The sequence below is a fragment of the Methylobacterium sp. W2 genome (assembly GCF_020662345.1).
Lineage (GTDB): Bacteria > Pseudomonadota > Alphaproteobacteria > Rhizobiales > Beijerinckiaceae > Methylobacterium.
The window spans coordinates 45,965-70,346 of the sequence record NZ_VMOA01000017.1; the positions used below are offsets into that span (position 1 = coordinate 45,965).

The 24,382-nt window shown below is 69.0% G+C and carries 24 protein-coding genes; 16 read left to right on the forward strand and 8 right to left on the reverse strand.

All coding sequences use genetic code 11. From position 1 onward, the window contains the following. Positions 1-261 precede the first annotated feature (261 nt). Positions 262-2,352 (forward strand): DNA topoisomerase IV subunit B, encoded by a 2,091-nt coding sequence (gene parE / locus FPV16_RS11740; protein ID WP_227438364.1) that lies wholly within the window; start codon positions 262-264, stop codon positions 2,350-2,352. Positions 2,353-2,661: 309 nt separating this feature from the next. Here parE and FPV16_RS11745 read toward each other — a convergent pair whose 3' ends face one another. The 5 genes from FPV16_RS11745 to FPV16_RS11765 form a co-directional block, all read right to left on the reverse strand. Further along, positions 2,662-3,489 carry an outer membrane protein gene (locus tag FPV16_RS11745; protein ID WP_227438365.1) on the reverse strand — a complete coding sequence of 276 codons (828 nt, stop codon included), beginning with the start codon at positions 3,487-3,489 and terminating at the stop codon, positions 2,662-2,664. A gap of 777 nt (positions 3,490-4,266) precedes the next feature. Continuing rightward, complete coding sequence (locus tag FPV16_RS11750; protein ID WP_227438366.1) at positions 4,267-5,067, reverse strand: formylmethanofuran dehydrogenase subunit C; 801 nt, start codon at positions 5,065-5,067, stop codon at positions 4,267-4,269. Then, positions 5,064-6,020 carry a formylmethanofuran--tetrahydromethanopterin N-formyltransferase gene (gene fhcD / locus FPV16_RS11755; protein ID WP_056256764.1) on the reverse strand — a complete coding sequence of 319 codons (957 nt, stop codon included), beginning with the start codon at positions 6,018-6,020 and terminating at the stop codon, positions 5,064-5,066. Before fhcD ends, FPV16_RS11750 begins: the two co-directional genes overlap by 4 nt. A 51-nt stretch (positions 6,021-6,071) precedes the next feature. Next, positions 6,072-7,715 (reverse strand): formylmethanofuran dehydrogenase subunit A, encoded by a 1,644-nt coding sequence (locus FPV16_RS11760; protein ID WP_227438367.1) that lies wholly within the window; start codon positions 7,713-7,715, stop codon positions 6,072-6,074. Further along, positions 7,709-8,788 carry a formyltransferase gene (locus FPV16_RS11765; protein ID WP_227438368.1) on the reverse strand — a complete coding sequence of 360 codons (1,080 nt, stop codon included), beginning with the start codon at positions 8,786-8,788 and terminating at the stop codon, positions 7,709-7,711. The genes FPV16_RS11760 and FPV16_RS11765 overlap by 7 nt, the downstream gene beginning before the upstream one ends. A 364-nt stretch (positions 8,789-9,152) precedes the next feature. On the opposite strand from FPV16_RS11765, the gene FPV16_RS11770 reads away from it, so the two are divergent. From FPV16_RS11770 to fae, 7 genes are all read left to right on the forward strand, one after another. After that, positions 9,153-10,136 (forward strand): beta-ribofuranosylaminobenzene 5'-phosphate synthase family protein, encoded by a 984-nt coding sequence (locus FPV16_RS11770; RefSeq protein WP_413629278.1) that lies wholly within the window; start codon positions 9,153-9,155, stop codon positions 10,134-10,136. 112 nt (positions 10,137-10,248) lie between these two features. Beyond that, positions 10,249-11,142: an NAD(P)-dependent methylenetetrahydromethanopterin dehydrogenase gene (locus FPV16_RS11775; protein ID WP_227438370.1), complete on the forward strand. Its 894-nt coding sequence runs from the start codon at positions 10,249-10,251 to the stop codon at positions 11,140-11,142. Between the two features lie 194 nt (positions 11,143-11,336). Then, positions 11,337-12,506, forward strand: coding sequence for an ATP-grasp domain-containing protein (locus FPV16_RS11780; protein WP_227438371.1), 1,170 nt, complete (start codon positions 11,337-11,339; stop codon positions 12,504-12,506). Continuing rightward, entirely contained in the window at positions 12,503-13,489 is a 987-nt protein-coding gene (gene mch, locus FPV16_RS11785; protein ID WP_227438372.1) for a methenyltetrahydromethanopterin cyclohydrolase, read from the forward strand. Before FPV16_RS11780 ends, mch begins: the two co-directional genes overlap by 4 nt. A gap of 163 nt (positions 13,490-13,652) precedes the next feature. Next, positions 13,653-14,567 carry an ATP-grasp domain-containing protein gene (locus tag FPV16_RS11790; protein ID WP_227438373.1) on the forward strand — a complete coding sequence of 305 codons (915 nt, stop codon included), beginning with the start codon at positions 13,653-13,655 and terminating at the stop codon, positions 14,565-14,567. Continuing rightward, on the forward strand, positions 14,564-15,400 hold the full coding sequence (locus tag FPV16_RS11795; RefSeq protein WP_227438374.1) for a triphosphoribosyl-dephospho-CoA synthase: 837 nt from the start codon (positions 14,564-14,566) through the stop codon (positions 15,398-15,400). Before FPV16_RS11790 ends, FPV16_RS11795 begins: the two co-directional genes overlap by 4 nt. A gap of 268 nt (positions 15,401-15,668) precedes the next feature. Further along, positions 15,669-16,181: a formaldehyde-activating enzyme gene (gene fae, locus FPV16_RS11800; protein WP_027173662.1), complete on the forward strand. Its 513-nt coding sequence runs from the start codon at positions 15,669-15,671 to the stop codon at positions 16,179-16,181. A 139-nt stretch (positions 16,182-16,320) separates the two neighbouring features. Here the strand turns inward: fae and FPV16_RS11805 are convergent, their stop codons facing one another. After that, positions 16,321-17,004 (reverse strand): HisA/HisF-related TIM barrel protein, encoded by a 684-nt coding sequence (locus tag FPV16_RS11805; protein ID WP_227438375.1) that lies wholly within the window; start codon positions 17,002-17,004, stop codon positions 16,321-16,323. Between the two features lie 27 nt (positions 17,005-17,031). Between FPV16_RS11805 and FPV16_RS11810 the strand changes: the two genes are divergently transcribed. Beyond that, positions 17,032-18,093, forward strand: a complete 1,062-nt coding sequence (locus tag FPV16_RS11810) for a hydantoinase/oxoprolinase family protein (protein WP_227438376.1) — start codon at positions 17,032-17,034, stop codon at positions 18,091-18,093. A gap of 20 nt (positions 18,094-18,113) precedes the next feature. Then, positions 18,114-18,314: a hypothetical protein gene (locus tag FPV16_RS11815; RefSeq protein WP_227438377.1), complete on the forward strand. Its 201-nt coding sequence runs from the start codon at positions 18,114-18,116 to the stop codon at positions 18,312-18,314. Between the two features lie 13 nt (positions 18,315-18,327). On the opposite strand, the gene ruvX is transcribed toward FPV16_RS11815, so the two are convergent. Then, on the reverse strand, positions 18,328-18,828 hold the full coding sequence (gene ruvX / locus FPV16_RS11820; protein ID WP_227438378.1) for a Holliday junction resolvase RuvX: 501 nt from the start codon (positions 18,826-18,828) through the stop codon (positions 18,328-18,330). After that, positions 18,825-19,364, reverse strand: coding sequence for an SMI1/KNR4 family protein (locus tag FPV16_RS11825; protein WP_227438379.1), 540 nt, complete (start codon positions 19,362-19,364; stop codon positions 18,825-18,827). The genes ruvX and FPV16_RS11825 overlap by 4 nt, the downstream gene beginning before the upstream one ends. 108 nt (positions 19,365-19,472) lie before the next feature. Here FPV16_RS11825 and FPV16_RS11830 point away from each other — a divergent pair, with 108 nt between their 5' ends. From FPV16_RS11830 to FPV16_RS11855, 6 genes are all read left to right on the forward strand, one after another. Continuing rightward, a complete protein-coding gene (locus tag FPV16_RS11830; RefSeq protein WP_227438380.1) occupies positions 19,473-19,703 on the forward strand; it encodes a hypothetical protein in 231 nt (76 codons plus the stop codon). Positions 19,704-19,807: 104 nt separating this feature from the next. Beyond that, complete coding sequence (gatC, locus tag FPV16_RS11835) at positions 19,808-20,095, forward strand: Asp-tRNA(Asn)/Glu-tRNA(Gln) amidotransferase subunit GatC (protein WP_018043480.1); 288 nt, start codon at positions 19,808-19,810, stop codon at positions 20,093-20,095. A 92-nt stretch (positions 20,096-20,187) separates the two neighbouring features. Continuing rightward, positions 20,188-21,669, forward strand: a complete 1,482-nt coding sequence (gene gatA, locus FPV16_RS11840) for an Asp-tRNA(Asn)/Glu-tRNA(Gln) amidotransferase subunit GatA (protein ID WP_227438381.1) — start codon at positions 20,188-20,190, stop codon at positions 21,667-21,669. A 10-nt stretch (positions 21,670-21,679) separates the two neighbouring features. Next, the gene (locus FPV16_RS11845; RefSeq protein ID WP_027173654.1) at positions 21,680-21,979 is read left to right on the forward strand and encodes a hypothetical protein; all 300 of its coding nucleotides are present in this window, start codon (positions 21,680-21,682) and stop codon (positions 21,977-21,979) included. Positions 21,980-22,047: 68 nt separating this feature from the next. Then, on the forward strand, positions 22,048-23,520 hold the full coding sequence (gene gatB / locus FPV16_RS11850; protein ID WP_227438382.1) for an Asp-tRNA(Asn)/Glu-tRNA(Gln) amidotransferase subunit GatB: 1,473 nt from the start codon (positions 22,048-22,050) through the stop codon (positions 23,518-23,520). Between the two features lie 194 nt (positions 23,521-23,714). Further along, the gene (locus FPV16_RS11855) at positions 23,715-24,113 is read left to right on the forward strand and encodes an ABC transporter ATP-binding protein (protein WP_227438383.1); all 399 of its coding nucleotides are present in this window, start codon (positions 23,715-23,717) and stop codon (positions 24,111-24,113) included. Positions 24,114-24,382 lie beyond the last annotated feature (269 nt).

Genomic DNA, 24,382 nt, shown 5'->3' on the forward strand with positions numbered 1-24,382 from the left:
GCCGCGTCAGCGGCTCTTGTGAGATGGCACAGGAGAGGCGGATGTGTCGCGACTTCCTTCGCCGAGCCCCGGATCGGGTTCCGCCACACTCCGCCCGTCCGAAAAGGAGGGCGGAGCGTAACGAAGGCGGCATCTCCTCCGGTACCCCGGCGACACAGCCTTAACGGAATCGGCGCAAGCTGCGCAGGAACACTGGGAGAGCGGCCGCCGGCGAGGGCGGCATCGCTTCACGTTTCCGTTTCGTTCCTGTATGGTTGGACCATGACTCAGCGCGAGACCTCACGTCAGGCCGTCCCGGCCCCCGCCGGCGGCCGGCCGAGCGACCTGTTCGCGGGTGGTCAGGCGCCCGTGCGCGGCGCGAAGGCCGCTTCGGCCGCGCGTGCTCCTCTCGACAGGGCGCCAGTCGATGCAGCGGAGGCCGGCTACGACGCGTCGTCGATCGAGGTGCTGGAAGGCCTGGAGCCGGTTCGGCGCCGGCCGGGCATGTATATCGGCGGCACCGACGAGCGGGCCCTGCATCACCTCTTCGCCGAGGTGATCGACAATTCCATGGACGAGGCGGTGGCGGGCCATGCCAGCTACATCGAGGTGGAACTGGAAGAGACCGGCCACCTCGTCATCACCGACAACGGCCGCGGCATCCCGGTGGACCCGCACCCGAAATTTCCCGGCAAATCCGCCCTCGAAGTGATCATGACCACGCTGCATGCGGGCGGCAAGTTCGACTCGAAGGTCTACGAGACCTCGGGCGGCCTGCACGGTGTCGGCATCTCCGTGGTCAACGCCCTGTCCGACATCCTCGAAGTCGAGGTGGCCCGCAGCCAGGTTCTCTATCGCCAAACCTTTTCGCGGGGCCATGTCCAGGGGCCCCTGGAGACGGTGGGCCGGGTGCAGAACCGGCGCGGCACGCGGGTGCGCTTTCACCCCGATGCGCAGATCTTCGGGGCGCTGAAATTCGATCCGCGCCGGCTGTTCAAGATGGCGCGCTCCAAGGCCTACCTGTTCGGCGGCGTCGAGATCCGCTGGCGCTGCGCGCCCGCGCTGCTGGAAGGCATCGCCGACGTGCCGGCCGAAACCGTGCACCGCTTCCCCGGCGGCCTGCGCGACTATCTCGCCCGCGACCTCGACGGCAAGGAGCTCGTCACCGATGCGGTCTTCGCCGGCAAGGTGACGAAGCCCGGCGGCCACGGCTCCCTCGAATGGGCCGTCGCCTGGATGGTGGTGGAAGACGGAGTCTCGCACTCCTACTGCAACACGATTCCCACCGCCGAGGGCGGCACCCACGAGAGCGGCCTGCGCGTCGCCCTGCTGCGGGCCCTGCGCGAGCATGCCGAGCGCGTCGGCCAGGCCAAGCGGATGACCTCGGTCACTACCGACGACGTGATGGCGACCTGCGCCTCGATGCTCTCGGTCTTCATCCGCGAGCCCGAGTTTCAGGGCCAGACCAAGGACAAGCTCGCCACGGTGGAGGCCTCGCGCATCGTCGAGACGGCGATCCGTGATGCGTTCGACCACTGGCTCGCCGCCTCCCCGGCTCAGGCCAACAAGCTCCTCGATTGGGTGATCGACCGGGCCGAGGAGCGCCTGCGCCGGCGCCAGGAGAAAGAGGTCGCGCGCAAATCCGCCACCCGCAAGCTGCGCCTGCCGGGCAAGCTCGCCGATTGCTCGAAGGCGGGTACGGCCGGCTCGGAGATCTTCATCGTCGAGGGCGATTCCGCCGGCGGTTCGGCCAAGCAGGCGCGCGACCGTGCCAGCCAGGCAATCCTGCCCCTGCGTGGTAAGATCCTCAACGTGGCCTCGGCCAGCCGCGACAAGATGGGCGCCAACCAGCTCATCTCCGACCTGACCCAGGCGCTCGGCTGCGGCACCGGCAACGGCTACAGGGGCGAGGACCTTCGCTATGAGAAGGTCATCATCATGACCGACGCGGATGTCGACGGCGCGCATATCGCCTCGCTGCTGATCACCTTCTTCTACCGGCAGATGCCCAAGCTCATCGACAAGGGCCATCTCTACCTCGCGATCCCGCCGCTCTATCGGCTCACCCACGGCGCCAAGACGGTCTATGCCCGTGACGACGCCGACAAGGAGCGGGTGATCAAGACCGTCTTCAAGGGCGGCAAGGTGGAGATCAGCCGCTTCAAGGGCCTCGGCGAGATGATGCCGGCGCAGTTGAAGGAGACCACGATGGATCCGAAGAAGCGCACGCTCCTGCGCGTCGCGGTCCTCGACGAGGCACGGGATTCCACCGGCGATGCCGTGGAGCGCCTGATGGGCAACAAACCGGAAGCTCGCTTCGCCTTCATCTCCGAGCGTGCCGCCTTCGCCGACGAGGCGACACTCGACATCTAAGCACGGGGGCGGGGCGCGAGTTCGGACGATCCGAGCCTAGCCCCCTTCCCGGAGGGATGCGCGCCAACGGAACGCGAGGCGAAAAGTAGCGCCGCGTCTGCTCAGGAGCCGCAGACGCGGCACATCGTGCGACAAGTTCCGGATCACCTTCCGCTGAGAACCGGCTTGATCGGATGTCTCAGCGGATGCTCCTGTCAAAGTGGATCATCCCAAACGTGAAAAACCCGGCCGTGAGGCCGGGTATTTCACGTTCACGATCCTGATGCCGCGCGATCCTCGATGAGGACCGCGCGGCGATCATGGATGATCCTAGTAGGTGCCGAACTTGTAGTTCAGGCCGGCGCGGACGACGGCGAACTCGTCGTCGCGACGACCGGTGCTGATCGAGCGCACAACCGAGTTGTCGGTGGTGTCGATGATGAAGGCGCCCTGGTTGCGGGTGCCGCGATCGAGGTTCACGTACAGGCCTTCGACCTTCAGCGTCACAGCGGAAGCGCGGAAGAAGTTGAAGAACGACTCGGTGGGGAGAGCGTATTCGATACCACCGCCGACAGCGTAACCGGTGCGGAAGTCGTCGTTGCCCTTGAAGCCGCCGAAGCTACGCTCGGTGCTGCCAGCGCCGTAGGCGAAACCACCGGTGCCGTACACGAGGGTGCGGTCGAAGGCGTAGCCGAGGCGACCGCGGACGGTGCCGAAGAAGTCGAGGCTGGAGAGACCGCGCGGGTCGTTGATGGCGAAGCCCGGAGCGGCGACGACACCCGAGTCACGACGCTTGGCGCCGAAATCGAGGTACTGGGCATCGGCTTCGATACCGACAACCACACCCGAACCCGGGGTGAACTGGTAGTTGTAGCCGATCTGCGCGCCGCCGGAGAAGCCGTCCTGGCTATCCTTGCTGAAGGTGGCGATCTGCGGGGTACCAGCAGCGGTGAAGCGGCTCGGCACGGCGAAGGAGTTCGGGCCTTCCTTGCCGGTGTCGAAAGCGTAACCGGCGTTGATACCGGCGTAGAAGCCCGTCCACGTGAAGACCGGGACCGGAACGAAGACCGGCGGAGCGGCGCGACGGGGAAGGTCGGCGGCCGAAGCGACAGCGGTCAGGCCGGCGAGAACGGTCGTAGCGAGAAGCAGTCTTTTCATTGTGTGTCTGGTCCTGATGGGCATTAAGCCTAGGTGCTTGTAGGCTCGGACGGGCGTGAGGTCTGTCGCATTCCTGCAACAACATCCACCGAATACAGCGCTAGCCGTCAACGAAGGGTAAAGGTTAGGCGCAGGTGAGGAATGAGAGGCCAGTGACGTGCTCTGGCGCACTTCCGGCGCCGTCCCAACCCACCTCGATGGTGATCCAGATCACGCCACCGTGACGACCAGTTTCCACTTCCCGCAAGCATTCATTAAGCGGAACAATTCTGCATCATGCGAGTTAGGAACAACTTTTTGTCCTGGCTCGCGATGCGAAGATTGCCCGCATGAAGGGCGATGGGAAGGCGTCGGCCCATCGTCACGGTCAGGCAATCAAATGCAGGCAACAGGACGTTAAGTGCGCCCCGTGATCCCGTGGTCGCGTATCCAAAGCCGGGATTCAGCCCGCTGCGGCATTCGCCGGCCCCGTCGCGGCTGACTCAATTCTGGTGACCCGGCCGCTTGCTCAAGACGAACCCGAGCCATTCGGCGAGCAGCGCATCATCGCAGGACGGCCGCTCTGCCATGGGCGATTGCGAGCTTCCTCGTCGTGACGGTGACCGCACGGTCGGCGGGAGCGCCCGTGGAGCCGATGGCGACGGGCTTTCATCGCTGGAGGCGGCAGGTCTTCCGCCGATGCCCGGCGGGCATCCTCGATCGAAGCCATGACCCTGAAGGCTTCGCTGATCGCCGCGCCGACGGCGCGATGCGCCGCCGGGGAGGGACCGATAGGCTCTATCGCCCGGCCGTGACCCAGAGTTCACCCTTGCCGAGGGTGGCGAGATCGCCGGAATAGCGCGTGAGCGCACCGGCGGCGAGGTCGGCATGGGCGGGGCTGAGGGCCCGCAGGGACCGGGCGAGCAGACGCAGGAACACGAGATCGTGCGTTCCCGTCTCGACGAAGCTCGGGCTCAGGGCTCCGTGTCCGCCGGCGAGGATCGTCCCGCGCCGCATGCCGTAGCCGGGATGGTCGCCCACCGAGAGGGCCGCGATCGTGCCCGCGATCATCCGCGATCCGGCATGGGCGCCGGCAGCGCCGACCAGGATCAACCCGCGCCGCATACGGTCGCCGAGGTAATCGCCGGCCGATCCGCGGATCACCAGCGTGGCGCCGTCGAGCCCGGCCTTGGCGGCGTAAACCGCGCCGCCGGCATGATCGCCGGCATCACCCTCGATGGTGATCGTCCCGCCCTTGGCACCGGATCCGGCATAAGGCCCGGCCGATCCCGTAACCGTCACCGATCCCGACGCCATGCCGGCGCCGAGGCGCTGACCGACATCGCCGACGACGCGGATCGAGCCGCCGCTGAGCGAGGCACCGACACTGTCGAAGCGGGACGAGCCGCCTTCGATGGTCAGGCTGTCGGAGCCGTCGAGGCTGATGGCGAAGATGTCGCCCAACGTCAGGCCGCGTCGGCTGGTGCCGATGGGAAGCCTGGCCGCTTCGGCCTCGGAGAGGCCGCTCAGGGAAAGCGGATTCACGTGGAGGAAATCGAGCCGCTCCGGCGGCTCCTGGCGCAGGGTGAGGGTGCTCATGCCGCTCCAGCCTCGCTCGCCGGCTCCTTCGAGAGCAGGTCCTTCAGGTGATAATGGTGGCGGCCGAGATTGCCGCCGTAATTGCCCGCCGTCACCGCCACGAGCCCGTGCGCGGCACCGGCTTCGGTGGAGGCGTGGAGCGCCGCGCGCATGGATTCGGCCACCGAGCGCGAGGTGAGCCCGTCGATGACGATCTCGAGCACCACGCCGACCTCGGCCGCGAGTTCCGAGCCGGCCCGGCCCTTGAGGGTCGGGCAATAAGCGTCGTTGGTGGAGGCCATCATGCCCTTGGTGCGCGCGCCGACCTTCGAGCCGGAACGGACGATGCCGCCGGGGAAGGGCAGGATCACATCCGCCACCGAGCGGGCGGCATCCACCGCGATCTCGGCGACCTTGAGGGTCTCGGCATGATTGCGGCCGAGGAACAGCAGGTTGCCGCCGCCCACCGCGCCGTCCACCGCGCGGACGAAATCCTCGCACAGGAACTCGCCGTCCATCACCGGCACGCGCCAATAGCGCCGCGCCTTGCCGGAGACGGGATCGGTCAGGCGCTTGGCCACCGCGAACCCGTCACCGAAATAGCGGATCGCGCCACCGAGCTTGATCTTGTGCGGCCCGTCGACGCCCGCATAGCAGGCCGTGCCGGGGCAGGTGAGGATGCACTGGCCGACGCGCTTCAGAAGCTGGTCCTTGAGGCCGTTCGGCTCGAAGCCGAACAGCAGCACCCGCACGCCGGGGCGGCCGTCCGGAGTCTCCTCGGGGGAGAGCTCGCAATCGATGCCGGCCTCGGCGCCGCAGCCGATCACCGAGGTGGCGAACCCGGTCATGGTCACGGCGGCGATCATCGCCCATTTGGCGGTGTCGTTGGTGATGATCAGCGCCGTGCCGGCGACGTCGAACGCCTCGGCGAAGGTGTCGATCACCGGGATACCGTTGAGGGTGAGGTCAGTCATGCTCGGTCACCGTACCCACGCGAGGCGTCGTCATCAGGCCCGGCATCATTCTCAAGCTCGACATGCCACGTCCTCGAACACATCGCTCACGGGGAAGGCTTCGTCCGGCACGGTGAAGCTGTCGAGGCCGGCACCGAAGCGGGCGTCGAGATAGGCGTCGGTGCGCGTCTCCATCGCCTTGTCGGATTCCACCGTCAGTTCCAGGGTATGGCCGGCGCGCCAATCGACGATCTCGCCGTCCTCGACGATGACGTGGCCGTCCTTGAGCACCAGCCTGGCGCGGGCGAACATTGCGGTCCGGTTCTTGTCGTCGCGGTAGATCGCGACGTCGGCGCGAGCGCCCTCGCGCAAATGGCCGCGATCGGCGAGGCCGAGGAGCTTGGCCGGGCCGGAACGGGTCAGCTGAGCGATCTCGGAGAAGGTATATTCCCGCTCGATGCCGCACAGGCCGGAGCGCTCGGCGATGACCTTGTGCAGGCCAGCGATCTCGCGGTCGCGCTCCTCCTTGTCCATCAGCAGATGGATGATCCGCGGATATTCAGTGAAGGGACCGCCATTGGGGTGGTCGGTGGTGAGGATGGTGCGCTCGGGGTCGCCCGAGAGCAGCATCAGCTCGAGGCCGATCGCCCATTGCAGGGAGCTGACGGGGCCGCGCGGCTTGTAGAGGAACGGCACGATGCCGCCGCCTTCCGCGTCGCCCGCCGTGATGATCCACTTCTTCGGGTTCGCGCCCTTGCGGCCGGCGAACTGGCGGATGACGTCGAGCGAGATCGTCACCGTCTGTCCGAAGGCGACCTGACCCACGTCGAAGGTGGCGTTGGGGTGTTTCTCCATCGCCTCCGTGATGCGCTCGGCCGCCGAACGGAAACCACCGGTGCCGGGATTGGCCGGATCGACCGCGCCGTAGGCATAGAACTGCGCATGGGCGAAGTGGATGCGCCGGCCTTCCGCCGCCTCCATCGTCGCCACGAAGGAATCGTCGGCGCCAGGAATGCCGAGGTTGTTGGCATGGACGTGCAGCGGATGCGGCACGCCGATCTCCTCCACCGCGTCGAGGAGGGCGTTCATGATCTTGCGGGTGGAGAGACCGTAGACCGGGATCTCCTCGTCGAGGCTGAGATTCAGCATCCCATCCTTGAAGGCCGAGGCGCCGCCCGCGTTGATGCACTTGACGCCGAGACCGCGCGAGGTCGCCACCGAGAGGGCAACGAGGTCCCGCACCGCCGCCTTGCCCTCGCGCTGGCGCAGCAAGTCGAGGAGTTGGTCGTCATTGCCCATCACGGTGAGCGCACCGCGGTCGAGGAGGGGGATGTCGGCGAGTTCGAGCTGGGTCGCCAGCGCATTGGTCGGCGGCATCGCCGGCTCGACGGCGATGGTGTAGCCCATCCGCGCATAGTTCGCGCCGATCCACGCGGCCGAGCCGCCGGCATGGGCGAAGGGATGGCCCTCGGGCGCCGCCTCGCTGACGTAGAGGTCGGGCAGGAGCAAGCGGCTCATCACCACGTTGCCGCCGGCGATGTGCGAATGCACCTCGACGCCGCCCGCCATCACGATGCAGCCGGACGCGTCGATGGTCCGGTCGGGCTTGCGTTCGGAGGCGGCGACGACATGGCCGTCCTCGATCCAGACATCGCCGACGCCGTCGCGGCCGGCGGTGGGATCGACGACCCGGCCGCCCTGGATCAGGATCAGCATGAGGCGCCCTTCTTCTGCGTGAGGCGATTCTGGATGGCGGCGAGTACGGCGGCCGCCGTCAGGTCGGCCGGCGGGCCGGCGGGAGGCGCGTAGGTGATCGCCGCGCGACGCTCGTTCCACAGGGCGCCGCCGGCCGTCTCGCCGGGTACGCCCACCGCGATGACGATCTCGGCGACGTCCCCCGTGGCGTCGGCACTGCCTTCGCCGACGATGGCGATGGTGGGCAGGCTGCCGAGCCAGTCCGGGCGCGGGGCGGGGAGGGAGGCGAGCCACAGGGCGGCATCGACTTCACCGGCCGCCACCTGCCGGGCGCTGTCGAAACGCCAGGGATCGTGTTCGGGCAGGTCGCGGCCAAAGCCCACCCGAGGGGGCTGCCCAGTGGTCCAGGACGCAAGCTGGGTCACGGCGCGGCCCTGGAACCCGTCCGAGACGGAGAGCGCGAAGAAGCGTGTCAGATCATTGAGATCGCGCACCAGCCCCTGCAGCATCTCGACACCGAGATCGCCGAGTTCGGCGGCATCGTAGAGGACGACGCCGTACTGGGCCGTCGTCAGGCGCCGGCCGAGATCGGCATAGGCCGCTTCACCGGAGAGGTTGCCCTTCACGTAGGCGCGCAGATGCGCCACCGAGACGGCGAGACCGCCGGCGGCGGCCGGATAGGAGACATGCCGGGTGGCGCCGTCGCCGGGACCGCCGAGGGAGAGCAGCGTGCGTTCGGAACCGGCGGCGCGGCCGCGCACCGGCGCCGAGGCGGCGATCTCCTGCACGATCGGCCGGTCCCACGGGCGCAGGCCGACGATCAGGACCGCGTCGGCCCGGCCGATCGCCTCGGCCGGCGTGGTGTTGAGATTGCCGAACTGGCTGAGGGGGCCGAGCTCCGCATAGAGGCCGTCACCGCCGACGGGATCGACGGAGGCACCGATGAGTCCGGCCAGATGATAGGCCGCCCGCACCGCGCTCGTATCCGCACTCAATCCCGTGACGATCGGAGTCTTCGCTGCGGCGAGGAGCGTGGCTGCGGCCTCCACCGCTGCGCTCACGTCCGCCGCACCACCCTTTACCCAGGCAGCCATGCCTACACCTTGGAGAACGAGGGCCCGGCACGCGCTGTGTTCAGCGTCGCACACGGCGGGACTGCGCCAGTCCATTCCTAGTGGGCCGGCACGTTTGCATTGCGGAGGCGCCGCAAGCAACCCCCCAACGACCGCCGCCGCCTCCCTTCTGCCGTGCCTCCCCGGCGTACGCCGGAGCCCCGCCCTGCGGAAGCCCGACGATTGATGGTATGGCGACGCTTGCGACCGATCCGCCCTCCGTGGGAGAAGCCCGCGCCGGCGAGCGTCATGCCGTCGCCATTCCGGTCAGGCCTCACCGGGGGCGGACGGGCGCGTGGCCCGCGCGGCGCAGGGATGAAGGCGTATTGCGATGAAAGGGGTCGACGTGGACCAGATCCCGGATCAACGGCCGGCCGAGACGGCGGGACAGGCCCGTGCGGTGCGGGTGCACGCGCCGGCGCGGCTTCACTTCGGCTTCCTCGATCTGCACGGGGGGCTCGGCCGGCGCTTCGGCAGCATCGGGCTCGCCGTCGACGCCCCCTCCATCGACCTCACCGCATGGGCAGCCCCCGCCCTCGACGTGGTCGGGCCGGAAGCGGCCCGCGCCCGCAGCTATGCCGAGGCCGCGTCACGCCATCTCGGCCTTCGGGGAGCGGCCTCCATCCGGGTGGACGAGGCGATCCCGGCCCATGCCGGATTCGGCTCGGGCACGCAGCTCGCCCTCAGCGTGGCGGCGGCGCTCGCCGCCCTCGACGGCCGCCCCTTCTCGCCCGACGCCTTCGCCGACGCCCTCGATCGCGGCAACCGCTCGGGCGTGGGCCTGGCCGCCTTCACCCAGGGCGGCCTCATCGTGGATGGCGGCCGCGACGCCAGCAACGGCCCGCCGCCGCTAATCGCCCGCCTCGCCTATCCGGAGGCGTGGCGGATCGTGCTGATTCTCGACGAGAGCATGACCGGCGTGCATGGCACCCGCGAGGTCGAGGCGTTTCGCGATCTGCCGCGCTTTCCCGAGGAGCAGGCGGCCGCGATCTGCCGGATCGTACTGATGCAGGTTCTGCCGGCGGTGGCCACCGCCGAACCGGACGGTTTCGGCGCCGGCATCACCACCATCCAGCGTCTCATCGGCGATCACTTCGCACCTCACCAGGGTGGGCGCTACGCCAGCCCCGCCGTGGCCGAGGCGCTCGCCGCCATCGCCGCCCAGGGGATCACCGGCTACGGCCAGAGTTCGTGGGGGCCGACGGGCTTCGCCCTGGTGCCGTCCGAGGCGGAGGCACGCGCCCTCGTGGCGTCCCTCGACCGGCCCGGCCCCTTGCGTTTCGTGATCGCGCGCGGTCGCAATACGGGCGCCTCGGTCACGCCACTTTAAGACACCAAGCGCATCAGCGACGCTTGACGCAGCCGGCCCGTCCGGTTCCGACAATACACATGCGAGAGGCGGCGCCGCGATGGTGCCGGACACTTGCGGAGGGAGAGACACGATGGCCCGCTCGATTCTGCATATGCTGACGCCGCTCAAGCACATGAGCCCGTTCGACGTGAACATGGCAGTGGACGCGGGTTTCGAGACGATCGCGACCTATACCGACGTGACCCTGCCGGACGTGACCTCCCTGGTGCAGGATTCGATCTTCTCCCGCTCCCCGCAGGATGGCACCCGCACGACCATCTTCATCGGCGGCAAGAACGCCGAGGACGCCCTCGACATGATGGACCGGGCGAAGAAAGCCCTGGTGCCGCCGTTTGCCAACCACATCGTCGCCGACCCGGCCGGCTCCTTCACCACCGGTGCCGCCATGGTCGCCGAAGTGACCCGCGCCCTGAAGGCCAAGTTCGGCACCGACCTGAAGGGCAAGCGCATCGTCATCTTCGGCGGGGCCGGCGTCGTCGCCTACGTGGCGGCGGTGATCGGCGCGTTGGAAGGCGCCAAGTCCGTCCTCGTCGGGCATGACGGCGAGGAGCGCGTCTCGAAGATCGCCTTCACGATGAAATGGCGCTTCGGCATCGATGTCGGTGCCGTCGACGGCTCCACCGCCGACGCGCGCCGCGCCGCCATCGCCGAGGCCGACGTGATCCTCTCGGCCGGCCCGGCCGGCGTCCCGATCCTGTCGGCGACGGATCTCGAATCCGCCCCGAAGCTCCTCGTCGCCTCCGACGTGAACGCGGTGCCGCCCGCCGGCATCGCCGGGATCGACGTCAACGCCAAGGACGTGGCCCTGCCCACCGGCAAGGGCATCGGCATCGGCGCGCTGGCGGTCGGCAACGTCAAGTACCAGACCCAGTCCCGCCTGTTCCGCCAGATCCTCGCCGCCAGTGAGCCCCTCTGCCTCGACTTCCGCGACGCCTACAAGGTCGCCGTCGAGGTGGCCGGCTGACGGGCGCTCACGAGCCCGCTCGATCCCGCCCATGATCTCATCCTGAGGTGCCCGCGAAAGCGGGCCTCGAAGGAGGCCTCCAGCCCCCGCCGAGGGAACTGGAACCCTCCTTCGAGGCCTTCGCTTCGCTCGTCACCTCAGGATGAGGCAGGATGGTGGGAGCAGCGTAGGAGTGATCCGAAGCGATCGCCGCGATGGCAGCATCATCCGAACGGCTTTCGCCCCGGGGCGACGCGATCCTCATCGCCGCCCAGTCCGGGCGCGCCCTGGCGCAGGCCGCGCGCCGGGCAGGCCTGCGCCCCTACGTCCTCGACCTCTTCGGCGATGCCGACACCCTCGCCCTCGCCGAAGGCTATCGCCCCGCCGAGGGCCGCTTCGGCGACGGGCTGGCGGGGGAGGGCGTGCTCGCGGGGCTCGATGCCCTGGCCGCCATGGCGGACAGGCCACCGATCGGCATCGTGCTCGGCAGCGGCTTCGAGAATGCGCCCGACCTGATGGCGAGGATCGGCCGGCGCCATCGGCTCCTCGGCGCCACGGCGGAATCGGTCCGGGTACTGAAGGATCCGCTCGCCTTCGCCGCCCTCTGCGCCCGCCTCGCGATCCCGCATCCGGCGGTGACGCGGGAGGCCGTGACGGATCGGTCGGACTGGCTCCTCAAGCGCTCCGGCGGGTCCGGCGGCAGCCATATCCGTCCCGCCGGCGCGGGGAGGGCACCGCCGGGCGCCTATTTTCAGGGGCGGGTCGACGGCAGGGCCGGCGCGGTCGCTTTTCTCGCCGATGGGCGCGGGGCGGTAATCCTCGGAGTGACCGAGCAGTGGAGCGCGCCGTCTCCCTTACGCCCCTTCCGCTATGCCGGGGCGCTGGAACGCGCGGCCCACGAGGCGCCGATCCTGTCGGCCGCGACCTTCTCCCAGGTGAAGGCCGCCATCGCCGGGCTCGTCGCGGAAACCGGGCTCGTCGGGCTCGCCAGCGCCGATCTCCTCGTCTCGGGCGAGGGATGGTGGCTCACTGAAATCAACCCGCGCCCGGGGGCCACCCTCGACGTCCTCGACCGCCGCGACACGCCGCTCCTGGCCGCGCATATCGACGCGAGCCTCGGCGTTTTGCCGCGAATCGAACCCGCACCAGTGGATGCGGCGGCCACGGAAATCTGTTACGCGGCAGCCGGCTACGCGCCGATGCCGCCCCTCGACTGGCCGGATTTCGTTCGCGACCGCCCACAATCCGGCACCTGCGTGCCACGCGATGCTCCCCTCTGCACCGTGTTCGCCGCAGGCCCGGACTCGGCCGCCACCCGAGACCTATTGCGCGTCCGGGCCGCCACCCTGCGGACCCTGCTCGCCACGACGGAGGAAGCCCGATGACCACCCATCCCCCCGCCACGCTCCGGACCACGCCGAGCCTGAACGCCCTCGGCAATCCCCTCGTGGAGAAGCTGGTGGCCGATGCCGAGGCCCTGCGCCTTGCCGTCACCACGGAGAACGGCGCGCGCATGGTCGATGCCGGCGCCACCGTGCGCGGCTCCATCGAGGCCGGACGGCGCATCGCCGAGATCTGCCTCGGCGGCCTCGGCACCGTGTCGATCGTCCCCACCGGGCCGATCGCGGCCTGGCCCTATTCCGTGGTGGTGCATTCCGCCGACCCGGTGCTCGCCTGCCTCGGCAGCCAGTATGCCGGCTGGTCGCTGGCCGACGAGACCGGCGATTCCGGCTTCTTCGCCCTCGGTTCCGGCCCCGGCCGCGCCATCTCGGTGGTGGAAGACCTCTACACCGAGCTCGGCTACCGCGATTCTGCCAGCCGGACCGCCCTGGTGCTCGAAGCCGCGGGCGGACCGCCTGCCTCCGTCATCGCCAAGGTCGCCGAGGCCTGCGGCCTGTCGGCAGACGCGCTGACCTTCATCTACGCGCCGACACAGTCGCTGGCCGGCTCGACCCAGGTCGTCGCCCGCGTGCTGGAAGTCGCCCTGCACAAGGCCCACACCGTGGGCTTCGACCTGCACAAGATCGTGGACGGCATCGGCTCGGCCCCGCTCTCGCCGCAGCATCCCGACTTCATCCAGGCCATGGGCCGCACCAACGACGCCATCATCTATGGCGGCCGGGTGCAGCTCTTCGTCGAGGCCGACGAGGCGGATGCCAAGCAGCTCGCCGAGCAGCTGCCCTCCACCACCTCCGCCGATCACGGCTCCCCCTTCGCCGACATCTTCGGCCGGGTGAACGGCGATTTCTACAAGATCGACGGTGCGCTCTTCAGCCCGGCCGAGGTCATTGTCACCTCGGTGACCACCGGCAAGAGTTTTCGCGGTGGCCGGTTGATGCCGGAACTGGTGGAAGCGTCGTTCAGCTGAGGCCCATCACGCAACCCTCCCCCCTCTGCGGGGGAGGGTGGTCGCGGAGCGACCGGGAGAGGGGAAGCCCTGTCCGGAACCGGCGCTCCCCTCTCCCGACCCGCTTCGCGGGCCACCCTCTCCCGCAAGGGGGAGAGGGATCGACGTCGAGGTTGCGAACAACATGCGCATCGGGCTCGCGGCCGATAACGGCAATTGGCACAAGGCACGTCTGAAGGCCGCCCTGGAACATCTCGGCGCCGAGCCGGTGCTGTTCTCGCTCGCCGACGTGGCGGTGGTCACCGGCGCGGGCGAGCCGCTCCGGGTACCGGGCTTCGCGGACGGCCTGCCCGATGGCGTCCTCCTGCGCACCATCGCCGGGGGCACCTTCGAGGCCACCACCATGCGGCTCGGCGTGCTCCACGCCCTCGTGGCCTCCGGGGTCACGGTGTGGAACTCGCCCGGCGCCATCGAGCGCTCGGTGGACAAGGCCATGACGAGCCTCCTCGTCGCCAGGGCCGGCCTGCCCACCCCCGACACCTTCGTCTTCTCCAGCCGCGAGGCCGCCGCCGCCTGCGTCGCCCGCGAGGCGGGACCGGGCCGGCCGCTGGTGCTCAAGCCGCTCTTCGGCTCGCAGGGCGAGGGCTTGCAGCTCATCACGCAGCCGGAAGACCTGCCCGGCGAGGACGCCGTGTCGCGGGTCTACTATCTCCAGCGCTACATCGCGCGGAACGACGGCCTCTGGCGCGATTACCGCGTCTTCGTCTGCGAGGGTCGGGCCATAGCCGCCATGATCCGCGAGGGTGACGGCTGGATCACCAACGTCCATCGCGGGGGCCGGCCCCTGCCCTGGGCGATGCCGGCGCAGGCCGCCGAACTCGCCGAGCGTGCGGCGGCCGCCATCGGCGTCGATTACACCGGCATCGACCTCGTGGAGGACGGGGAGGGCGGCTACCTTGTCCTCGAAGTCAATTCCATGCCGGCCTGGTCGGGCCTGCAGCAGGTCACCGAGGTCGACGTCGCGGCGGCCGTGGCCCGGGGCTTCCTCAACGCCGTGCGGGCGGCAAGGCCCCCTCGGCTCCTGGCGGCACTGGGATGAGCGGGCTTTCGCCGGAGGCGATCGCCGTGGCCTACCGGGCATGCTGCCTTGCCGAACTCGATGCCCTGAAACCCGGCAACGTCCATGTCTTCGGCGACGGCCACCGCATGGCGGTAGCGGATTTCGTCACGAGCGCCGAGATCTCCGCCCCCCATCTGGCGGAACCCGGCGCGCGGGTCGGCCGGCGCGTGCGTACCGCTATGGAGGCGACGCTCCACGCGGTGGGCCAGAACACCAATCTCGGCATTCTCCTCCTCTGCGCGCCCCTGGCGCTGGCCGCCGAACGCGGCGGCCCTCTGCGCACGGGGCTGAGCCACGTTCTCGATACCCTCGACGCCACCGATGCGGCCGACGTCTTCGCAGCGATTCGCGCCGCCAATCCCGGCGGCCTCGGACGGGCCGAACGCCACGACGTGACCGGAGCGGAAGCGCCGGCCAGCCTCGTCGCGGCCATGGCGGAAGCGGCCCCGCGCGACCGGATCGCCCGCGCCTACGTCACCGGTTTTGCCGACATCTTCGGCATCGGCCTGCCCGCCCTTGCGGCGGCACGCGGCAAGGGCCTCACGCCCCCCTGGAGCACGACGGCGGTGTTCCTCGGCTACCTCGCGGCCGTTCCCGACAGCCATGTGGCGCGCAAGCACGGGGCGGACAGCGCCAACGCCCTGCGCACCGAGGCGGCGGAGCTTCTCGCCCTCGATCTCGCCACCCGCCCCGTGGCCGAACTCCTGGCGCGGGACCGCGCGTGGAAGGACCGGAACCTCAATCCGGGCACCAGCGCGGATATGACGGTGGCCACCCTCTTCGTCGACCGATTACTGGCGGGCGGAGCGTAAAGCCCATGAATCCGGCGGCCCGGCCGGTGCGAGGCGCGCCATAATCTGCGCCGCGACATGTTCAACCCCCCGTTCGGCAAAGATTTTGCTCGAATCCGCCCCCCCTGCAGGGTTGTTCCGGTTGAGCCCCCAGAGTAGGGTCCGCGCCGCGATCCGGGCAAACCGGTCCGGTCCCATTGGGGCTGGACGCCGTGAACAAGGATGGCTTTCGGCCGCGCCAAACTACGGGGCGGTCATGCTTTTTCAAGACTCCTGGGAGAAACCCCACATGGCGAAGATCAACAAAGTTCTGGTCGGCGAGGCTCTCGTCGGCGATGGCAACGAGGTCGCCCACATCGATCTCATCATCGGACCGCGCGGTTCGCCGGCCGAGACGGCTTTCTGCAACGGCCTCGTGAACAACAAGCACGGCTTCACCAGCCTGCTCGCGGTCATCGCGCCGAACCTGCCCTGCAAGCCGAACACCCTGATGTTCAATAAGGTCACCATCAACGACGCCCGTCAGGCCGTCCAGATGTTCGGCCCCGCCCAGTACGGCGTTGCCAAGGCCGTGCAGGACGCCGTTGCCGAAGGCATCATCCCCGCTGACGAAGCCGACGACCTGTTCATCCTGGTCGGCGTGTTCATCCACTGGGAAGCGGCCGACGACGCCAAGATCCAGAAGTACAACTACGACGCCGTGAAGCTGTCGATCCAGCGCGCCGTCAAGGGCGAGCCCACCGCCGCTCAGGCCACCGAGCAGCGCAACTCCGCTTCGCACCCCTTCGCGTCGAACGCTTAGATCGGGGACAGTCCTGGGCAGAGCGCGCCTCCGCCCGCACCGCGGGGCCTGCTCCAGCGACTGGCTTCCATCTTCCTCGGACGATGAAACATGAAACGAGGCGGCTCCGGCCGCCTCGTTTTTTTGTGTCTCCGGCCCGCTACGTCCGTAAGGTCCCGTCGTGGATCGCGGACGCCACCAAAGCGCCCGTGACGCCGATCCGCTCCAGGGCGGCGACATCCGCCGGTCCGCGCACCCCACCCGCCGCGTAGAGCCGCGTCGCGGGGCTGATCTCTCGGATCTCGGACAGGCGGTCGAGGTCCGGCCCGGTCCCGGCACCGACCCGGCTCAGGGTCATCACGATGACCTCGGAGGGCCAGTGCGCCGGCTCGTCATGGAGTTCCGCCGGTCCCATCCGCTCCGCGCCCCGGCTGTCGAGGGAGAAGACCGCGCGGTCTCCCAACGCCCGCACCAGGGCGGCATCGTGCTGGCTCTCGCTGCCGATCACCGGGCGGCCCAAACCCTCCGCCAGGAATGCATCGACGCCGGGGCCGCCCGAGAATCCCGCATCGACCCAGAGCTGGACGCCCGGACAGGCGCGAGCGACCTGCGTGAGACTGCCGAGATCGGGGGGCCTGCCGTCGATGATCGCATCGAGATCGGCGACATAGAGGATGCGCGCCGCGATCGCGGCCACGAGCCCCTGCGCAACGTCCCCGGGCGACGATCCCTTTGCCAAGGGCGTCACGATCGGGGCATAGGAGGCGCGATCCCCGGCCCTCGCCCGCACCACCTCTCCGTGGCGCAGGTCGATCACCGGAACGATCCGAAACCCGTCCTTCATCCCGTTCCTCCCTGTACGGATCTGCCCGTGACGCCTGCCGCATCCACGCACAACCCGGTGATCGGCTGGGATCTCGGGGGGGTCCATGTCAAGGCGGCCCTGGTTCGCGGCGACCGTGTCGAGGCGGTGGTGCAGGCGCCCTGCCGCCTCTGGCGCGGCCTGCCTGCCCTCGACGAGACGTTTTCGCAGCTGCCCGACTGGGCGCGCGGAGAGGCCGACCACGTCGTCACGATGACCGGTGAACTCACTGACTGCTTCTCGGACCGCACCGACGGCGTAGCGCAGCTCTCCGCCTGGGCAAGCGCGAATCTTGCCGGTTCAGTCAGAATCTATGGCGGCCGGGCCGGGCTTCTCTCACCCGGCGAGGCGACGGGCGCCGCCCTCGACGTGGCCTCGGCCAACTGGCACGCCACGGCGGCCCTGGTCGGCCGCCACGCGGCGAACGCGCTCCTCGTGGATATCGGCTCCACCACCGCCGACCTGATCCCCATCGTGGACGGCCGCCCCGCCGCCACCGGCTACAGCGATGCCGAGCGCCTGGAGACGGGCGAACTGGTCTATTCCGGCGTGGTGCGCACGCCCGTCCTCGCCTTCACCGCATCGGCACCGTTCAAGGGCCGGCGCACCGGCCTGATGGCCGAGACCTTCGCCACCACGGCCGACGTCTACCGTCTCACCGGCGACCTGCCCGAGGGGGCCGACCAACAGCACAGCGCCGACATGAAGGGCAAATCGATCCCCGAGACCGAGATCCGCCTCGCCCGGATGATCGGCCGCGACCATGCGGAGGGAACTTCGGCCGATTGGCGCGCCCTCGCGGCGCATTTCGCCGAGTGCCAGTTGCGGCCCCTCCACGACGCGGCGGCGATCCTGCTCTCGCGCCCCGACCTCGCGGCCGATGCGCCCCTCGTCGTCTGCGGGGCAGGGCGGTTCCTGGCCGAGCGGCTGGCCCGGCGCCTGGGGCGTTCGGCGGTGGCGCTCACCGACCTCATCGCGCCCTCGCTCGCGGAGGAAGGCGCCGATTGGGCCTCCACCTGCGGCCCGGCGGTGGCCGTGGCCCTTCTGGCCGCCGATCCGACCCTGTCTTGAACCTCGAACGGGAGACCCGCATGAGCGCCACGCACACACTCGCCCGCATCCTCGCCACGCGCTCCGGCGCGGGGATCGAACTGGCTCTCGCCACCGAGAGCGGCCAGACCCTCAAGGTGCTGGCGAGCCAGGACCAGATCGACATGCTGGTGGACGAGTTGGAGGACATCCTCAATTCGCCGGTCGAGCCCGGCGACGACGAGCCGCCGGCAGCGGCGTGACGCGCCGCTCCCCTCAATACGCGTCGCGCGCCTCGCGCTCCTCGTCCCCCAGCAACCCCCGGATCTGATCGAGGCATCCCTGGAGGATATAGGCGGCCGCCAGCATGTCGACGACCTCGCCGCGCTTGGCCCGCGAGGCGTCCGCCGCAATCAGGGCCCGCGTCACCGCCGCCGTGGATAGGCGCTCGTCGCAAAAGAGCACCGGCAGGTCGAGCAGGGGCTTCATGTTGCGCACGAAGGAGCGCGTGGCCTGGACACGCGGCCCTTCGCTGCCGTCCATGTTGAGAGGCAGGCCCATGACGAGGCCGCCGACCTGATGCGTCTCGCACAGGAGGCGCAGGCGCGCGACGTCGGGGGTGAACTTCACCCGGCGGATGGTCTCGAGGGGCGAGGCGATCTGCCGGCCCACATCCGACAGGGCGAGGCCGATCGTCTTGGTGCCGAGATCGATCCCGATGAGGCGCCGGCCGCTTGCGGACGCCGCGACGAACGCCCGGACCTCATCTTCCGTCACGAGACCTGACCCAGGAAGCTGGAGGGCAGGGGCTCGGTGCCCATGCCGAGAATGCCGCGCACGGCGGGACCCTGAAGCCGGCGCAGGAGATCGGGGAGGTCGGCGCCCCCGAACCTCACCGATTCGAGATCGGCACCCATCACCCAGATCTCGTATTCCCGGCGCTCGGCCTCGTCCGTGCCGACGACCACGTCCCAGAACAGGAACTCGCCCGCCTCGGTCTCGCCGAAGAAACAGGCACGTTCGACCACGCTCGGATCGTCGCCCTCCACCTCGAAGCGATGCCCCTCCCGCGTCTCCAGCACCGAGGCGATGCTGTGCGCGATCAGTTCCGAACGGGTGACGAGGTCCGTGCTCTCGGTGGGGCTCGGGACCGCGATGCGGAGGGAGCCGCAAGCGAGGCCGATTCCGCAGTCGAGGCAGAAGCCGCGGTAGCTCTCCGGCAGCGGGAACCCCAGCTCCGTCTCCGCGCGGTCGAGATCGGCCGGAACGGCCTTCGGCCCGGCGGTGAATTCGGCGAACACCGTCTGCCACATGATGTCTATCCCCAACGCGCCCCGATCCTACGTCCGAAGGGGAATAGCCGCGCGGGGAGCGAATGCGCCATAAGCTCGTTAAGGATTTGCTAACGATACGGAGACTGCATGAATCGGCTCGGCCGCCTTTCCCCGATTTTCGGCGCGCTACGATCGGCCGGCAAAGACGGCCACGCCTGGAACGTCGACACCGCGCGCGAGATGCCGTTCCGGCACAAGCTCATGCTGGCTTTGGCGCTCGAGATCCTGGTCCTCGGTTTCCGGCAGTCGGAAACGCTCCGTCAGGATAAGGGGATCGTGGTCGAAGCCCCCTCTCATCCCGGCAACGCCATCGTCTGAGACGACGCTTCCGCCTGCCCCGGCGTTGCGGGGCCGCGAAGCCCGGTGCTATAGCCCGGCCTCTGACGCGCGTTCCGGCGCAGGTCCCGAGGTCCGAAGGCAGCATGTCGGTCGACGCAACCACAGTGAGGCGCATCGCGCATCTGGCGCGTATCGCGGTGAGCGACGAGGAGGTCGCGCCGCTTCAGGGCGAGCTCAACGCCATCCTCGCCTTCGTCGAGCAACTCTCCGAAGTCGATGTGGAGGGCGTGGAGCCGATGACCTCGGTCACGCCGATGGCGATGAAGAAGCGCACCGACGTGGTGACCGACGGGGGACATGCCCGCGACATCGTCTTCAACGCCCCCGAGACCGAGGACCATTACTTCCTCGTCCCGAAAGTGGTCGAGTAGCACCCTCGATTTCGTGATGCGTGCCCGGCTCGGACCGCGCGGCGCCTGAGAATGGCGACGGGGTCCGGCGGGCTTTGAGGACAGCAGGCGGCATGACCCATCTCAACGAACTCACCCTGGCCGAGGCCCGCGACGGGTTGAAGGCCAAGGACTTCTCGGCGACCGACCTCGCCAAGGCCCATCTCTCGGCGATCGAGGCGGCGCGCGGCCTCAATGCCTACCTGCTGGAGACGCCCGAGCGCGCCCTGCAGATGGCGGAGGTCTCCGACGCCAAGATCGCCTCCGGCGAGGCCCGCCCCCTCGAAGGCCTGCCGCTCGGCGTCAAGGATCTGTTCTGCACCCACGGTGTGATCACCACCGCCGGCTCGAAGATCCTCGAGGGCTTCCAGCCGCATTACGAATCGGCCGTGACCCACAATCTGTGGCGCGACGGCGCGGTGATGCTGGGCAAGCTCAACCTCGACGAGTTCGCCATGGGCTCTTCCAACGAGACCTCCGCCTATGGCGACGTGGTCTCGCCCTGGCGCCGTGCCGGCTCGGATACCAAGCTGGTGCCGGGCGGCTCCTCCGGCGGTTCGGCCGCTGCGGTGGCCGCGCATCTGTGTCTCGGCGCCACCGCCACCGATACCGGCGGCTCGATCCGCCAGCCCGCCGCCTTCACCGGCACGGTGGGCATCAAGCCGACCTACGGGCGCTGCTCGCGCTGGGGCACGGTGGCCTATGCCTCGTCCCTCGACCAGGCCGGCCCGATCGCCCGGACGGTGCGCGACTGCGCGATCCTGCTCGGCTCCATGTCCGGGGCGGATGCCCGCGACACCACCTGTGCCGACTTGGCCGTGCCGGATTTCGAGGCGGCCGTGGCGCGGGGCGTGAAGGGCCTCACCATCGGCATCCCGAAGGAATACCGGGTCGAGGGCATGTCCGCCGAGATCCAGGCGCTCTGGGACAAGGGCGCGGCGATGCTGAAGGATGCCGGCGCCACGATCCGCGAGATCTCGCTGCCGCATACGCGCTACGCGCTGCCGGCCTATTACATCGTCGCCCCGGCCGAGGCCTCCTCGAATCTCGCCCGCTACGACGGCGTGCGCTACGGCCTGCGCGTGCCCGGCAAGGACATCGCCGGGATGTACGAGAACACCCGCGCCGCCGGCTTCGGCCGCGAGGTAAAGCGCCGGATCATGATCGGCACCTACGTGCTCTCGGCCGGCTATTACGACGCCTATTACGTCCGGGCCCAGAAGATCCGTACCCTGATCAAGCGCGACTTCGAGGAGGCCTATGCCTCCGGCATCGACGCGATCCTCACCCCCGCCACCCCGTCGGCGGCCTTCGGCATCGGCGAGAAGGGCTCGGGCGACCCTGTCGAGATGTACCTCCAGGACGTGTTCACCATCACGGTGAACATGGCGGGCCTGCCCGGCATCTCGGTGCCGGCCGGCCTCGACGCGCAGGGGCTGCCTCTGGGCCTCCAGCTCATCGGCCGTCCCTTCGACGAGGAGACGCTGTTCGCCGCCGCCCAGGTGATCGAGACGGCGGCCGGACGGACCAGGCTGCCCACCGCGTGGTGGGCATGAAAGCGCGGTCATGACCGTTCCGGTCTATCCGTTCGACGTCTGGATCTGGGCCGCGTTCGATCCCGTCCTGATCGCCATCGCCCTGGTCATGGGCTGGAAGTCGGACCAGTTCGTGAAAGTCATCCTGGTCTCGCTGATGGCTTTCGCGATCTCGGTGCTGGTGTCCTGGGCCGTCACGGCCATCGGCATCCCCTGGCCGGCGCCGGTGAGCCACGACGGGCCGACCTTCTTCCCCATCCGCTGGATGGCGGGCTTCCTGTGGGGCACCCTCGGCTTCATGGCCCACCAGCTCTATCGCCTGCGCGCTTGACCGCGCCGGCCGGTCCTTCCACCTTTCCGGTGCGCCTTCGCGCCGCGCAACACTGAATCCGGGCCATCATGACCGCTGCCGTGAACCCCAAGAAACTCATCAAGGGCGGCCTGCACGACTGGGAGGTCGTGATCGGCATGGAGATCCATGCCCAGGTCACGAGCCGCTCGAAGCTGTTCTCCGGTGCCTCGACGGAATTCGGGGGCGAGCCCAACGACCACGTCTCCCTGGTGGACGCGGCGATGCCCGGCATGCTCCCCGTCATCAATGAGGAATGCGTGGCCCAGGCCGTCCGCACCGGCCTCGGGCTGAAGGCGCAGATCAACCACCGCTCGGTGTTCGACCGGAAGAACTACTTCTACCCGGACCTGCCGCAGGGCTACCAGATCAGCCAGTTCAAGGACCCCATCGTCGGTGAGGGCGAGGTTCTGGTGGACCTGCCCGAGGGCGAAACCATCACGGTGGGCATCGAGCGCCTGCACCTGGAGCAGGATGCCGGCAAGTCCCTGCACGACCAGAACCCGACCCAGAGCTTCGTCGATCTCAACCGTTCGGGCGTCGCCCTGATGGAGATCGTCTCGCGCCCCGACCTGCGCTCGTCGGAGGAGGCGCGTGCCTATGTCACCAAGCTGCGGACCATCCTGCGCTATCTCGGCACCTGCGACGGCGACATGGAGAAGGGAAGCTTGCGCGCCGACGTCAACGTCTCGGTGAGGAAGCCCGGCGACCCGCTCGGCACCCGCTGCGAGATCAAGAACGTCAACTCGATCCGCTTCATCGGGCAGGCGATCGAGGTCGAGGCGCGGCGCCAGATCGCGATCATCGAGGATGGCGGCACCATCTCCCAGGAGACCCGCCTGTTCGATCCGGGCAAGGGCGAGACCCGCTCCATGCGCTCGAAGGAAGAGGCGCACGATTACCGCTACTTCCCCGACCCGGACCTGCTGCCGCTGGAATTCGACCAGGCCTACGTCGATGCCCTGGCCGAAGGTCTGCCGGAACTGCCGGACGCCAAGAAGGCCCGCTTCATCGAATCCTACGGCCTCTCCCCCTACGATGCCGGCGTGCTCATCGCCGAGCGCGCCTCGGCCGATTATTTCGAGGCGGTGGCCAAGGGACGCGACGGCAAGGCCGCGGCGAACTGGGTGATCAACGAGCTGTTCGGCCGCCTCAACAAGGAAGGCCACAGCATCGAGACGAGCCCGGTCTCCGCAGACCAGCTCGGCGCCATCGTCGATCTCATCGGTGAGGGCGTGATCTCGGGCAAGATCGCCAAGGACCTTTTCGAAGTTGTCTGGTCCGAGGGTGGCGACCCGCGCGAGATCGTCGAATCGCGCGGCATGAAGCAGGTGACGGATACCGGCGCCATCGAGGCGGCGGTGGACGAGATCATCGCCAAGAACCCCGACAAGGTTCAGCAGGCCCGCGAGAAGCCGACCCTGCTCGGCTGGTTCGTCGGCCAGACCATGAAGGCCACCGGCGGCAAGGCCAACCCGGCGGCGGTCAACGCGCTGCTGAAGGCGAAGCTCGGGATCGAGTGACCCGCGCCGCCCCGTCTCGGCATGCGCCGGTGGGCACAGGGGTGCTGAGCAACGAGATTTGGTTGGAGCATGAGTGGCCGGCCCCGTGATGTGCCCCGGGACCGGTGGCGGGGCGGGTGCCCGTCGGCCACATGTCTCCCACGTCGATTGGAGGCGTGTCGGTCAGGGGCGAGAACCGCACAGGAGAATCCTGGATGTCCCTCCGGCTCGATCACTCCTCCGTCGAGGAACTCAACCTGGCCCTGCGCCTGTATCGGCGCCTTCTCGTTCGCCTGCCCCTGATCCTCATCTTGGGCTTTGCCGGGGTGATCGGCCTGTCCCGTCTGAGCACGGACCTGTCGCCGCCCTACGGCGTTTATCTCCTCGGGCAAGGCCTGGAGACCTGGGGATTGCTCGGCCTCCTCGCCCTGCTCTTCGCGGAATTCTGGTGGGAGGGCCGCCAGATCGGCAAGGCCCTGAACCATCCGGCCCTGCTGGATGCACCGATTGCGGGGCTGCTGGGCGGCCTCGGCGTGATCGGGGAGCGCGCCGCCGCGATCGGGATGGAGCCCGGATTCTTCCACGGCCCGCTGCGGCCGATCCGCCAGCGCTGACAAGATCTCGGCGCTCGGCGCGCCAGTCTCTCGGGGGCGACTCAACTCCGCGGCTGATCGCGAGAGCATCCAACACTGCGATGATCCGGCGCTATGAAGCCGCTGGTTTCGTGCCGTACGGCACGGGAACTGCCCGTGCTCAAAGTCGACGATCAGTCTGATGCGAAACTCTTGATGGTCTTAAGCCTCAGCCACGTCAGGTGAGGATGATCGATCGGAGGCGGAAGCGGTCGAGTTGGGGCATTTTGCGCATTCGAAGTCGTGCCGCA

Excerpts from the sequence above, each read along its gene's own strand:
- parE (WP_227438364.1), top strand. The coding sequence starts at position 262 with ATGACTCAGCGCGAGACCTCACGTCAGGCCGTCCCGGCCCCCGCCGGC.
- FPV16_RS11745 (WP_227438365.1), bottom strand. The coding sequence starts at position 3,489 with ATGAAAAGACTGCTTCTCGCTACGACCGTTCTCGCCGGCCTGACCGCT.
- FPV16_RS11750 (WP_227438366.1), bottom strand. The coding sequence starts at position 5,067 with ATGAGCACCCTCACCCTGCGCCAGGAGCCGCCGGAGCGGCTCGATTTC.
- fhcD (WP_056256764.1), bottom strand. The coding sequence starts at position 6,020 with ATGACTGACCTCACCCTCAACGGTATCCCGGTGATCGACACCTTCGCC.
- FPV16_RS11760 (WP_227438367.1), bottom strand. The coding sequence starts at position 7,715 with ATGCTGATCCTGATCCAGGGCGGCCGGGTCGTCGATCCCACCGCCGGC.
- FPV16_RS11765 (WP_227438368.1), bottom strand. The coding sequence starts at position 8,788 with ATGGCTGCCTGGGTAAAGGGTGGTGCGGCGGACGTGAGCGCAGCGGTG.
- FPV16_RS11775 (WP_227438370.1), top strand. The coding sequence starts at position 10,249 with ATGGCCCGCTCGATTCTGCATATGCTGACGCCGCTCAAGCACATGAGC.
- FPV16_RS11780 (WP_227438371.1), top strand. The coding sequence starts at position 11,337 with ATGGCAGCATCATCCGAACGGCTTTCGCCCCGGGGCGACGCGATCCTC.
- mch (WP_227438372.1), top strand. The coding sequence starts at position 12,503 with ATGACCACCCATCCCCCCGCCACGCTCCGGACCACGCCGAGCCTGAAC.
- FPV16_RS11790 (WP_227438373.1), top strand. The coding sequence starts at position 13,653 with ATGCGCATCGGGCTCGCGGCCGATAACGGCAATTGGCACAAGGCACGT.
- FPV16_RS11795 (WP_227438374.1), top strand. The coding sequence starts at position 14,564 with ATGAGCGGGCTTTCGCCGGAGGCGATCGCCGTGGCCTACCGGGCATGC.
- fae (WP_027173662.1), top strand. The coding sequence starts at position 15,669 with ATGGCGAAGATCAACAAAGTTCTGGTCGGCGAGGCTCTCGTCGGCGAT.
- FPV16_RS11805 (WP_227438375.1), bottom strand. The coding sequence starts at position 17,004 with ATGAAGGACGGGTTTCGGATCGTTCCGGTGATCGACCTGCGCCACGGA.
- FPV16_RS11815 (WP_227438377.1), top strand. The coding sequence starts at position 18,114 with ATGAGCGCCACGCACACACTCGCCCGCATCCTCGCCACGCGCTCCGGC.
- FPV16_RS11825 (WP_227438379.1), bottom strand. The coding sequence starts at position 19,364 with ATGTGGCAGACGGTGTTCGCCGAATTCACCGCCGGGCCGAAGGCCGTT.
- FPV16_RS11830 (WP_227438380.1), top strand. The coding sequence starts at position 19,473 with ATGAATCGGCTCGGCCGCCTTTCCCCGATTTTCGGCGCGCTACGATCG.
- gatC (WP_018043480.1), top strand. The coding sequence starts at position 19,808 with ATGTCGGTCGACGCAACCACAGTGAGGCGCATCGCGCATCTGGCGCGT.
- gatA (WP_227438381.1), top strand. The coding sequence starts at position 20,188 with ATGACCCATCTCAACGAACTCACCCTGGCCGAGGCCCGCGACGGGTTG.
- FPV16_RS11845 (WP_027173654.1), top strand. The coding sequence starts at position 21,680 with ATGACCGTTCCGGTCTATCCGTTCGACGTCTGGATCTGGGCCGCGTTC.
- gatB (WP_227438382.1), top strand. The coding sequence starts at position 22,048 with ATGACCGCTGCCGTGAACCCCAAGAAACTCATCAAGGGCGGCCTGCAC.
- FPV16_RS11855 (WP_227438383.1), top strand. The coding sequence starts at position 23,715 with ATGTCCCTCCGGCTCGATCACTCCTCCGTCGAGGAACTCAACCTGGCC.